This window comes from Flavobacterium sp. H4147, from assembly GCF_029360735.1.
In the GTDB taxonomy this organism is placed as follows: Bacteria; Bacteroidota; Bacteroidia; order Flavobacteriales; family Flavobacteriaceae; genus Flavobacterium; species Flavobacterium endoglycinae.
The window spans coordinates 161,220-173,844 of record NZ_JARKNB010000003.1 but is presented as its reverse complement, the minus strand read 5'-3'; the positions used below and the strand labels follow the sequence as shown (position 1 = coordinate 173,844).

The following is a 12,625-nucleotide window of genomic DNA, read 5'->3' as shown; positions in this document are numbered from 1 at the left end:
TCAAGCGAATTCGTGAATTCGTGGCTATAAAAAATACTAACAGATTAAATAAGTAATAAAATGTATTCAGGTTCAGGATTTAGCAACTGGGAAATTGGAGATGTTGATGTATTTATAGATGAAAAAGGAATTCATCATTTATTTCATTTAATTATTCCTAATCACGATTATATTGCGCATGCCGTTTCAAATGACGGTTTATCGTGGAAAAGAGTTAAAAATGCTCTTTTTGTGGGCGATCCCGGAGAATGGGACGACGATATGCTGTGGACGATGCACGTGAGCAAAAAATCAGAAGGAGAAGGTTATGAAATGTATTATACCGGATTAAAACGTCAGGATAAAGGAATTGAACAAAAAATTGGAAGAGCCGTTTCTACCGATTTAATTAATTGGAAAAAAGAAAACCTATACGGACTTCCTTTTAAAAGTGAAGCACCACATTATGAAGGTCCAAACAACAATCCACGCCAATGGATTAGTTTTCGAGATCCGTTTAAATACCAATACAAAGGCGAAGATTATTTATTAATCTGTGCCAGAAGTGCTTCTGGTCCAACTTATCGCAGAGGCTGTATTGGCGTGGCAAAAAGAGATGAAACCGGATTTGTGCTGCAGAAACCGCTTCATATTCCGTATGTGTATGATGACGTAGAATGTCCGTGTGTGTTTGAAATCAAAGGAACGCATTATTTATTGGGATCAATTCGGGAAGATATTAAAGTTCGTTATTGGTCGGCGCCGGAATTTAGAGGAGAATATTGTGCTTTTCATAACAATGTATTAATGCCGCAGGGAAATTATGCCGCCCGAGTAGTAAAAGACGGAAAGCATTTCTTGGTCTACAATTTTTATTTTGCCGATGGAAATGTCAACACACACCGCGTGATTCCGCCGCCAAAAGAATTAGGAACCGATAAAAGCGGGAGACTTTTGCTTAAAACTTATTATTATTGGGAAAAACTCTATCAGAAAACCATATTGCAGAAAGATTTACCGCATCCGCTTCCTATTTTGGGAAACCCAACAGCTGATTTTGTTTTAGAAAGTGAAAATAAATGGCGTTTTGGCTGCCGCAGCGGTTATGAAATTTATTGTTTTGAAAAACCTTCAATGGATTTTGTCTGGGAAGGAACTCTTGCAGTAGAAGGAATGGGAAAAACCGGTTTTGTAATTGAATGTGACAAAGAAGGAACGGGATATTACATTTCAATTGATTTTATGAATGGTTTTGTACAGTTTAGAGCGTGGGGATTTAATGAAAAAGACGTCAAAAACAATTTTATATTCGAGAATATCCAAACCAATCAATTTGAGATAGGAGAGGAGAAACAAATCTATTTTAAAATTATCCGATACGGAAACTATTACGAATTGTCGATTAATGACATCGTAAAACTAACGCTGCTTGATTTTAAATACTCCGAAGGAAAAGTCGGTATTTACGTCTGTTCCGCTGTAATATCGATTAGTGATTCAAAAATTCATGTGATACCAGAACCGGAAAACGAATATGCCGCTTCAGATCCTGAAAAGTATATGAAAGATTATAGCAGAATTGTTCAGATTCAATAAAACAAAATCCGTATCACTTCGATACGGATTTTTGCTTTTTATGATTTAGTATTGGACAGAATATCATCAATAATAATTTTCTGAACTTCGGCTGCTTTTTCAGTTAATACCGAATGTCCTGCGTCTTTAAAAGTATAAATCTGTTTCTTTGGCGCTTTTAAGATAGTATAGTATTCTTTGGCAATTGTAAAGTTGGTTTGTAAATCCTTTTCTCCCAAAATGAAATATACCGGACATTTTACTTTCGGAAGCTGTACAAAGAGATTTTGTTTGATAGCGTCGTTCCAAGTAGGTAACCAATTGTCTGACCATGATTTTAAATACTGTTTCACAACCGCAGTGTCTTTGGCTGCGAAAGGTTGTCCGTCGTAATCAAACATCCATTTTCTGGAATAATAAATCTGGTCGGAATTATCAAACGGAATTTTTACCGTTTTTAATTCTTTCAGCGCTTCTGTATTTTGTTTTTCCTTGGCGTTTTGTATCAATTTATCCAAAACTATCTGTTCGCTTTTAGTCTGATTTACAACGGGACTGAACGCAATATAAGCGTGAAGAAGTTCAGGATGTTTTTCGGCCATTTTAAAACCTAAAACAGTTCCCCACGATTCGCCAACAAGATAAAGTTTCTTTTTATTGAATTTTTTTAAAAGCTGGGTGATAACTTCATAAGTATCATTTTCTACAAGCTGAAGCGTATTCGGAACAGTAGATTTATTCAAAGCCATTGTTCTTCCAGCATCTCGCTGATCCCATTGAACCACCATAAAGTGTTTTTGAAGTTCATTGCTGAAAATTTCAGCTTGATTCATTCTGGAACTTCCGGGTCCGCCGTGAAGAAACAAGATTATAGGAGCATCTTTTGTCCCTTTGTATGAAATGATTTGTTTGATTTTCCCAACAGACAAAGTATCGTATTGCGGCTGTGTCTGAGCAGATAAAAAAGTAGTAAAAAACAGAAGGTTAAATAAACTAAAGTAGATTTTGTTCTTCATAATGTAATGGATTTAATTGGCTTTTAATCAGTTTAATGGCGAGCTAATGTATTAAAAAACTTTGAAAAATTGTAAGCAATATAGTATAAGAAAATAAAAAGGTTTTAAAGCTTAATTCTCTCAAATTCAATAGTAATATTTTAATGTCTTGTATTGTAAACACAGGGATTCTCAATTTTTATGAAAAGATTACCACCGAAAAATTTGTCTACCTACTAGTTAATAGGTAATTTTGTCAAAAAATAAATCATGTCTACAAAAGAGCAAATAATAGAATTAGCAGATGTATTAATCAGAGCAAAAGGATATAATGCTTTCAGCTTTTATGATATTTCTGAAAAAGTGGGAATCAAAACGGCTTCTATACATTATCATTTTCCTTCAAAATCTGATTTGGGTATTGCTGTTATCGAAAAAAGTATTCAAAATCTTGAAAAAGTAGCCCAAACTTATGAAGACAAATCGCCTGTAGAAAAACTGGAAAGATTCTTTACGATTTATTCGGATATATTGAACGAGAAAGAGATTTGTATTGTCGGTTCGCTTTCAACTGATTTTAATACACTTGATGAAATGGTACAGGAAAAGCTTAAAGTTTTTTCGGGTGAAATGATTCGCTGGGTAAGTTCTTTTCTGGAAGAAGGAAGAAACCAAAAGATTTTTGCTTTTGAAGACGAACCCAGAACCAGAGCGTTGCTTCTGATTACGAATATGATTTCTATTGTGCAGCTTTCGAGACTTACAGGAAAAGAAGATTTTGCTATTCTAAAAGACAGCATTAAAAAACAACTTATTAGATAATTATTTAGATAAAAAAATATGAAACGAGTAGTAATTACCGGTTTAGGAGCGCTGACTCCAATTGGAAACAATGTAAATGATTTTTGGGAATCTCTGGTAAATGGTATCAGCGGCGCTGCGCCAATTACAAAATTTGATACCACAAAATTCAAAACCAAATTTGCCTGCGAATTGAAAGACTTTAATCCGCTGGATTATATCGAAAAGTCAGAAGCCAGAAAATATGATTTGTTTACACAGTACGCTTTAATTTCTGTAGAAGAAGCGATACAAAATGCCGAAATTAATTTCGATAACCTCAACAAAAATAGAATTGGTGTTATCTGGGGTTCTGGTAACGGGGGAATTGGAACTTTTCAGGAACAGCTTATGGAATTTGCCAAAGGCGATGGAACACCAAGATTTAACCCATACTTTATTCCGAAGATGATTGTAGATATTGCTTCGGGCGTGATTTCTATTAAATATGGTTTACGAGGGATTAATTATACAACGGTTTCGGCTTGTGCGACTTCCAATACGGCAATTATTGATGCTTTTAATTATATCCGCTGGGGAAAAGCAGATATGATTATCACAGGAGGTTCTGAAGCGCCAATCAATGAAACGAGTGTTGGAGGATTTAATGCTTCAAAAGCGTTATCTACGTTAAACGATAGTCCAGAAATAGCTTCACGTCCGTTTGATGTAAACAGAGACGGTTTTGTGATGGGAGAAGGAGCTGGAGCGATTATTTTAGAAAGCTACGAACACGCCATCAGTAGAAATGCGCCAATTATTGCAGAAATTGTTGGAGGCGGAATGGCGGCTGATGCCTATCATCTTACGGGAACCCATCCTGAAGGAGAAGGAGCATATTTAGGAATGCTGGCTGCGCTTGAAGATGCAGAGATTTCGATCGATCAAATTGATTATATCAATACACATGCTACCTCAACTCCACAGGGAGATAACAGCGAATTAAAAGCGGTTGAAAGAGTTTTTGGACGAGAAAATCATCTAAACATCAGTGCGACAAAATCAATGACAGGACATCTTCTGGGTGCTGCGGGCGCTATTGAAGCGATTGCGTGTATAAAAGCTGTTCAGAATAATATTGTACCGCCAACTATTAATTCGGTTGAAATAGAACCTGCTTTTAAGGATATTTTCAACTTGACTTTAGGAAAAGCACAGGAAAAAGAAATCAATTACTCCATGAGTAATACTTTTGGTTTTGGCGGTCATATTGCGACTACTATTTTTAAAAAGTTTTCTGAAGAATAAAATAGAAACATCATATATTTTTAAGAAAGGATTTTGGACTAATAGCTTCAGAATCCTTTTTTTGTATTTCAAAACGTCTTCTTTTTCTGCCAATATTAAAAAATCATTAAATGAATGTGTGAGCAAAATAATGAAACTCTGTTTGCGGTAATTTTGTAAGGATTCTTTTCCAATTTAAAATTATACTATGAGCACTGTTTTGATTACAAGATTAAGGAATGGAGACGATTCTTGCTTTAAAGAAATCTACGAATTATATCATTTTAAAGTTTTTTGTTTTGTTAAGAAATATGCCGCTCAGCAGTCAGATACCGAAGATATTACCCAAAATGTCTTTATTCATCTTTGGAAATACCGCAGTAAAATTGATCCTTCTGTAGAACTTGATTCCATTTTATTTAAAAGCTGTAAACAGGAAATTTCTAAATGGTACAATAAGCAAAACCGCATTCTTTCCGTTGAAGATACTCAGTTAATCAAAGAACTTGACAGCAACGAAGAAGCTGAGGTTAACCTGACTTCAAAGCTTGAAAAAATAGAGCATTTGCTGCAGCAGATTCCAGAGAAAAGAAGAAAAATTTTTACCCTTCATAAGTTTGATGAAATGAGCTACAAAGAGATTGCCGACGAAATGGGAATGTCTCAAAGCGCTGTTGCCAACCAGATTTCAAAAACACTCCAGTATCTTAAAAAGAATTCTGTAAAAAGCCACGAATTGTATTGGTTTGCATTGGTTTTTATCAATCACTGCCATTCCATAAATGCTTTTACTGATTTTTCATAAAGTCCTAAAGCGGTTTTGTATAGAAATGTATCGGGATTGTAAAGGAATTGTAATGTGATTTTTGGACTTATTTTTTAAGATGTTGAATTTTACAGGGTTAAAGAAAATATAGGTTTTTTAGTGTATTAATAAATCATTAAGAGTGAAATTGCCCGTGATTTTTTAGAGTAAAGCTGTCTAATGTAGGTTGACAGGAGATTTTGAGGATTTTCCTGGAACATTAATTTTTACTCTTATAAAATGAAATTGAACGGACTAAAAGAAGAATGGGACGAATTACCACAGAAAGGAATATTTCCCGAAGATATAAAACTACGAATGTGGGATGTCGTTGCATCGGCTACTATTAACAAGCGCAGAAATATATACCGCAGCATAATGGCCGCCTGCGCAGTTCTTCTTATTTCGCTTGCCGGATTTCAGTTTTATTTTGGATTCCAATCTGTAAAAACTGCTGGAGTGGTTACACAAACGTATCCGCAGGACATCAGATTAATTCGCTTGTCTGATGGAACTCGTGTCTGGGTTAACGAAAATACACAAATCGAATATCCAGAAAAGTTTGCCGACAATGAACGAATTGTCAAATTAAAAGGAGAAGCTTTTTTTGAAGTGGCAAGAGATACGGCACGTCCTTTTATTATCAGTTCTGGAAATATCAAAACTACCGTTTTAGGAACTTCATTTGATGTAAAAGCGTATGGAAATATTGCTGAGGTAAATGTAAGAACCGGAAAAGTAAAAGTAGAGAGCAGCCAGAATGCTGTTTTTCTCGAAAGAGGTTACGCCGCCATATTTGTTCCAAAAGAAAACATAGTTCAAAAACGTAAAGCTTTGGTTATCGACCCAGAATGGAAAAATTCTCTTATCGATGTCGACGGTTTAAGCCTTGAAGCCGTTATCGAAAAACTTAAAACAAATCACGGATTTACGTTTAAATATGCCAGTGAGGATTTGAAAAAACTTCAGGTAAAAGGAACTCTTGATACCAGACAAGGTGTTCCAGAATTACTGCAGACGATTGCTTTTGCATTAGAAATTACCATTAAACCTGTTGGTAATGATACCTACTTTGTAAGACGATAATCAGCAGCTGTAAAAGGTCTGCTGAACCTTATATCCTATAATCCAGAAAAAAAATATACACAACCAAAAACAAATTATTTATTATGAATGATTATTTTAGGCAGTTTCCTATTGCCGTACAAATTCTGTTTTTCAGCATTTTCTTTTCAATCACAAGTACCTATTCTCAGTCGGGTGCTGTTTCTGTTGATTTTAAAAATGTCTCTCCGCAGGAAGTTTTTGAAAACTTAGAATCCAGAACGCCGTATCGTTTTATTTATCAGAAAGATATGGATTTAAGCAAACCGCTTATTGATCTTAAAAAAGAGAATATTTCAATAGATAATCTTTTGACAGAACTTCAAACGCTGACGAATTTAAATTTCAGAAGAAATAATACCAATATTGCTGTAAATAAAAAGTCGGCTTCTAAAAAATTAGGAAGTATTTCAGGAAAGGTAGTCGACAAAAATGGTCTGGTGCTTCCGGGAGCTTCGGTTAGAGTAATTGAAACGGCCAATGCAGCTGTTTCTGATTTCGACGGAAACTATTCGTTTAACTTAGAAGCGGGAACGTATTCGATAGAAGTAAGTTATGTTTCTTTCCAAACACAGAAAATTACCGATATTAAAGTAGCAGAATCTGATGTGGTTCTAAATGTGGTTTTAAAAGATGATGCCGAATCTCTAGATGAGGTTGTCGTTACACAGACGTTTCAAAAAGCGACGGCTTCGACAGAAGGAATGTTGTTACAGCAAAAAAAAGCCGCACAGCTTTCTGATGGTATTTCTGCGGAACAAATTGCCAGAACACCAGACAAAGATGTAGGAAGTACTTTAAAACGTATTACTGGTGTTACGACTATTGATGATAAATATGTAGTAGTCCGCTCTATGGGTGAACGCTGGAATCAGGCGGTTATGGACGGTGTAAATCTGCCAAGTACAGATCCGAGTCAGCAGCAGTTTAATTTTGATATTATTCCAACTGCTATGGTAGAAAGTGTTGTCGTTAGTAAAAATGCAACACCTGATATGAATGCCAATTTTGCAGGAGGATTTGTTGAAGTAAAAACAAAAGATATTCCTAAGAAAAATTTCATGACTTTTTCTGTTGGAACTTCATACAACAGCAGAGCAACTTTTAAAGATCGTTTGACCAAACAAGAAGGCGAACATGATTATGTAGGTTTTGATGACGGAACGAGAACCTATCCTTCGGGTTTAACCAATATTGATGTTCCCACTACAGAAGCAGAATCAGGTCCGTTTATAGAACAATCTAAAAAGTTTACCCAGGATAACTTTACCACTTTTAAAACCTATGCCGCTCCGGGAACTTCTTTACAGTTTGCTTTAGGTCAGGTTTATAAATTGAAAGACAATAACAAGTTTGGTTTTGTGGGATCGGTTATTTTCAAGAATACGCAGGATCAATTAAAAATCGATCATACTGAAAGAGGAAGTTATATGCCCAATTCTGAATTTGTTCCAGAAGAAGGAAACGGATATTCTACTTTCAAAAAGTACGGATTTAAAAATTCAGGAGCTTCTTATAACTTCAATTCGACTGTGGGCGGTATGTTTAATGCCGGAATTCAATTAGGAAAACATAAAATTACGACCCGAAATACTTATATGCACATGTACGACAACCAGCTGACTCAAATTACGGGCTGGAATATGTATACAGGAAACCTTGAAGGAATTGTAAACGGTACTTTTCTTCCTTTTACCAAAGAAACAGATTATCCAGTTTACCAGACTTTTATTCAAAATAAAATAGAAGGAAACCATCGTTTTGAAAAATTTGAAATCAATTGGTTTGGTGCTTTCAGCAGTACCTCAAAAGATACCAAAGATGCTACTTTCTTAACGAGTTTACGTAGAAAAGTAGGAGAGGATACTCAACTTTATCAATTGGTGTACAATTCAGATCCAGAAAGTTTTAAAAGATCCAATTTTACCAATAGCGAAAATGATTATAATGTTGGAATAAACTTCAGCTATAATTTTGACTTTAGTGATTCTTTTACCAACACGGTAAAGGCAGGATATTTCGGAACGTATAAAAAAGCCAAAAACCAACAGGAATCATCTGCTTTAAATGTTGTTGGACAAGGAACAGATACAGCTATTATTGATTATCCTCTTTCTCAATTATTAGATGGTTCGCATTACCGCTGGGGAGGTTTCGGCTGGAAAAGAATTACGACGTATGGTAATGAATATATAGGAGATGTAAAAGTTCATTCTCCTTTTTTAATGCTCGATAATAAATTCAATCAATACGTTCGATTGGTTTGGGGACTTCGCGCAGAAAGTTATGTATATACACAAATTGCAAGTCAGTCTGATAACGCCGGTGGATTTGAAACCGTACAGAAAGACGATAAAGTATGGCAATATCTTCCTTCGGTAAACCTTACGGTAAGTCCGTCTAACAAAGTAAATCTTAGACTTGGGTATAATAAATCGGTATTAAGGCCACAATTTTCAGAACGTTTAAACATGCCATATTATGATCCGGTTCGTAATGCGATGGTATTAAACTATACGGGCGGAATTGTTTCAACAGAAGTTGATAATTATGATTTTAAAACAGAATGGTTTCCATCACAAGGTGAAATTATCTCGTTTGGTATCTACAAAAAGAACATAAAGAATCCCATTGAAGGGGTAACGCAGATTGGAAATGACGGAGGGACAAGATATATCTACAACATGAACTCTGACAGCGCCAAATTGTTTGGATTTGAATTTGAAATCTACAAGAATTTATCTTTTCTAGGAGAAGGGGATTTATTGAGAAAGATTTTCCTTTCTGGAAATGCTGCTTTCAATACTACTAAAGTAACGGGGTATGTCAATATTGACGGAACTGGAGGATTGTACGAGGCGAACCGTCCTTTGTTTGGACAAGCGCCTTACAATTACAATATTGGAATGGATTATATAGGAGATCGTTTGGGTTTCAGTATCAGACACAATGCCATTGGTGACCAATACATTCTAGTAGGTTTTGATTATCAAGCCGAAGAAATCCGTATGCCGTATGGTATTACTGATGCACAAGTAAGTTATAAATTTTTTGAAGAAAGAAATTTAGAATTAAAACTGGGAATCAAAAATCTTTTTGATACCGCTATCGAAACCTATAACAACGCAAATAGTTATTCAAAAAATGTTGATTTTGAAATTGGTGCCAACCCAAGAGATCAAAAAGCATTAGGAGCGGGAGCTTCAGACAAATACGATCCGTATATCGATAGAAAAATGTTTAAAGCTTGGACAGGCAGAAGCATCAATATTTCATTAAACTACTCATTTTAATAACATTAAATGCGTGATTTTTAATATAAGTTATGGTAAAAATTAAGAAACTGTTAAGGATGAAATTTTAGGTGATTTTTCCCTCATTTGAAATCTAATGTATATAAAGAAGCAGGTTATTACGCTCTTACTAAGATGGTTTAAAAAATTACATTCTTTTAAAATTAGGACAAGGACACAGTAGAGACTGACACGTAAGAAACCCGCAAAAACTTCCCGGCCAAATGAGAGGCTTACAGGGTAAAATTGGTTGTCACGTAGAAAGAAACTGCCAGAGTGTTTATAAATTTTAGAGGAAATAAAGCTTTCATTCAAACCCCGAAAATGAAAGAAGAATATCAGGGATAGTTTTCCGGCGGTAAAACGGAATACTTATTACAAAGTTTACCAAAAAGGAAAAGGCCAAAGAGAAGAAATTTTGCTGCTCCTCTCAATGACCTCTGATGTAAAAATATGCAGCAATATAATCAAAATTCAATTACCATGAAAAAAGTTTTTTTGTTAGCGATTGCAATGATGTTCTTTAATTCTTGTCAAAATGATGACGCTGCTGCGGATTCTTCTTTTGCTATGAATTCTGCAGGTGCAGATTATTCAGGTGTTCCAGCGACAGTTCAAACTGTAAGTGGAAACATTACTACAAACACTACTTGGACAAACGACAGAGTTTGGGAAATCAGTGGAGTTGTTCGTGTAATTGGGGCTAAATTAACAATACAGCCAGGTACTTTTATCAAAGCGAAACCACTAACTGGTGGCGCTGCTACTGGAGTATTAGTAATCACTAAAACAGGACAAATTGATGCTCAGGGAACTGCTGCTTCTCCAGTTATTTTTACAAGTTATAACTTATTAGATGGAAACGCTTCTACTGTAGCTACTCCTGGTGATTTTGGTGGAGTTGTACTTTTAGGAGATGCTCAAGTTAATACTGGAGTAACTACTAACGTAATCGAAGGTTTAGGAGATCAGCCAAACGTATCTGATTTCTACTATGGTGGTTCAAACAATGCGCACAATGCAGGTATCTTGAAATACGTTCGTATCGAATTCGCTGGTCGTATTCTTGATGCTGCAACAGGAGTTGAAATCAACGGTTTAACAGCTGGTGGTGTTGGTAGCGGAACCTCTATCGATTACGTACAAGTTTCTTATGGTAGAGATGATTCATTCGAATTTTTCGGAGGAACGGTTAATGCTTCTCACTTAGTATCTTTCGCACCAGACGATGATAACTTTGATTTTGATTTTGGTTATACAGGAACAATCACAAAAGCGATCGCTATTGCCGATAAAAATTCTACTCACAGTTTAAGTGGAGGAAACCCTGATTCAAACGGTATCGAATTAGATAACAATGCTACAGGTTCATCTACTACATTAATTACAAGACCAGTTATTTCGCAAATGTCTATCGTAGGTACTAGCTCTGCAACAGATGCTGCTCTTTACGAAAATGCTATCCACGTACGTAGATTAGGTCAAATCAGCCTTACTAACGTTACAGTTACTGGATATCTTACAGGTATCAGATGGGAAAGCCCTTCTTTACCAGCTAACTCTTCTTGGAGCCTTTTATCAGTTCACGGATTTACAAATCCTGTTCTTCCAACGGGTACTTCATTAGGATTAGGAAGCACAACATCTACAGTTAACCCTGCAACTGCTTGGAGCTTGACTCAGCCATTCTTCAATAATGGAGCTTTAAACTTCACAGGAGCTACAGGAGCATTTAAAACTGAAGCTAACTGGACTAATACTTGGACTAAGTTTACTAATTTTTAATTAGTACTCCGTATTCAATAATACGAGACTGCCTGAAGAGTGTGTTTATGTTTTTTTTCTGAAGAGTTAGAACAAGCAGGTATATTCATTTTGCTTTATCATTGCTCATCTTACTGCAAAATATATACTGCTGTTCCCGCTCTTTAGGCAGTCTCTTTTTTAAATATCAAAAAATGAAACAAAAACTACTCGCACTACTACTTTTACTTATTTCCGGAATAGCAAATGCACAATTTACAATTTGGGAAGATGATTTTGATGATGCTGAGGTATCTGATTGGATTTTAACAGATGCTGATGGCGATGGAATGAACTGGATCGCAAGAAACAATTTACAGCTTGATGAAAACGGCGCCATAACAGGCGGCAGTTACAAAGTACTAGGTACATACAATATTGATTTTGCTTCAGGTGCGCCTCTTGGGGTCGAACAAAAAAACTGGGCAATAATGCCAGAAATTGACTTATCATATTATGCAGGAGCTATGCAGCTGATTGTAAATGCACAAAAAGCCATATTCGACGGTCCTGATAATTTATACATATACGCTTCGACAACTGATACCAGTATTGACTCTTTTACCCAGATTGGAACGCTGGAAATTACAAGAGAATCGGTAACAGATGCGGAGTTTAAAGATTATATACTAGACATCTCTCAGCTTGTAGGACAGCAGAAAGTTTATATTGCCTTTGTAACCGCACCAAACTTTGTTATTGGTTACGAAATAGATAAAATTTCGATTACCGCTGCCAGATTAGGTCTAGATGATATTGACGAAAAGAAAACGACTTTCTTACAACAAAACCCAGTAAAAGATCTTTTAAAACTAGAAATAGGAGATATGGTTGACACCGAAAACCTCAATTTAAAAATATACAATGCTTCAGGAGTTTTAGTAAAAGAACCTGAATATAATGCTTCTGGAACTGCAGTAAACGATTTGTCTTCTGGATTGTATTTTCTGGTTCTTGAAAATGAAAATTCCATTCAAAAAATAAAGTTTATAAAGCAATAACAA

At 35.5% G+C, this 12,625-nt stretch carries 9 protein-coding genes; 8 read left to right on the top strand and 1 reads right to left on the bottom strand.

From position 1 onward, the window contains the following. Positions 1 to 60 precede the first annotated feature (60 nt). Positions 61 to 1,575 (top strand): glycosyl hydrolase family 32, encoded by a 1,515-nt coding sequence (locus P2W75_RS15035; protein ID WP_207296037.1) that lies wholly within the window; start codon positions 61 to 63, stop codon positions 1,573 to 1,575. 38 nt (positions 1,576 to 1,613) lie between these two features. Here P2W75_RS15035 and P2W75_RS15030 read toward each other — a convergent pair whose 3' ends face one another. After that, positions 1,614 to 2,570 carry an alpha/beta fold hydrolase gene (locus P2W75_RS15030; protein ID WP_276381094.1) on the bottom strand — a complete coding sequence of 319 codons (957 nt, stop codon included), beginning with the start codon at positions 2,568 to 2,570 and terminating at the stop codon, positions 1,614 to 1,616. Positions 2,571 to 2,819: 249 nt separating this feature from the next. Between P2W75_RS15030 and P2W75_RS15025 the strand changes: the two genes are divergently transcribed. The 7 genes from P2W75_RS15025 to P2W75_RS14995 all read left to right on the top strand — a co-directional run bounded on the left by P2W75_RS15025 (position 2,820) and on the right by P2W75_RS14995 (position 12,622). Further along, positions 2,820 to 3,371, top strand: coding sequence for a TetR/AcrR family transcriptional regulator (locus P2W75_RS15025; protein WP_276381093.1), 552 nt, complete (start codon positions 2,820 to 2,822; stop codon positions 3,369 to 3,371). Positions 3,372 to 3,389: 18 nt separating this feature from the next. Further along, positions 3,390 to 4,637: a beta-ketoacyl-ACP synthase II gene (gene fabF, locus P2W75_RS15020; protein WP_276381092.1), complete on the top strand. Its 1,248-nt coding sequence runs from the start codon at positions 3,390 to 3,392 to the stop codon at positions 4,635 to 4,637. A gap of 187 nt (positions 4,638 to 4,824) precedes the next feature. Then, on the top strand, positions 4,825 to 5,421 hold the full coding sequence (locus tag P2W75_RS15015) for an RNA polymerase sigma factor (protein ID WP_276381091.1): 597 nt from the start codon (positions 4,825 to 4,827) through the stop codon (positions 5,419 to 5,421). A 240-nt stretch (positions 5,422 to 5,661) separates the two neighbouring features. Next, positions 5,662 to 6,507 (top strand): FecR domain-containing protein, encoded by an 846-nt coding sequence (locus P2W75_RS15010; RefSeq protein WP_276381090.1) that lies wholly within the window; start codon positions 5,662 to 5,664, stop codon positions 6,505 to 6,507. 83 nt (positions 6,508 to 6,590) lie between these two features. Then, on the top strand, positions 6,591 to 9,818 hold the full coding sequence (locus P2W75_RS15005; protein ID WP_276381089.1) for a TonB-dependent receptor: 3,228 nt from the start codon (positions 6,591 to 6,593) through the stop codon (positions 9,816 to 9,818). Between the two features lie 483 nt (positions 9,819 to 10,301). Continuing rightward, positions 10,302 to 11,603, top strand: coding sequence for a hypothetical protein (locus P2W75_RS15000; RefSeq protein WP_207296044.1), 1,302 nt, complete (start codon positions 10,302 to 10,304; stop codon positions 11,601 to 11,603). A gap of 173 nt (positions 11,604 to 11,776) precedes the next feature. Then, positions 11,777 to 12,622, top strand: coding sequence for a T9SS type A sorting domain-containing protein (locus P2W75_RS14995; RefSeq protein ID WP_276381088.1), 846 nt, complete (start codon positions 11,777 to 11,779; stop codon positions 12,620 to 12,622). Positions 12,623 to 12,625 lie beyond the last annotated feature (3 nt).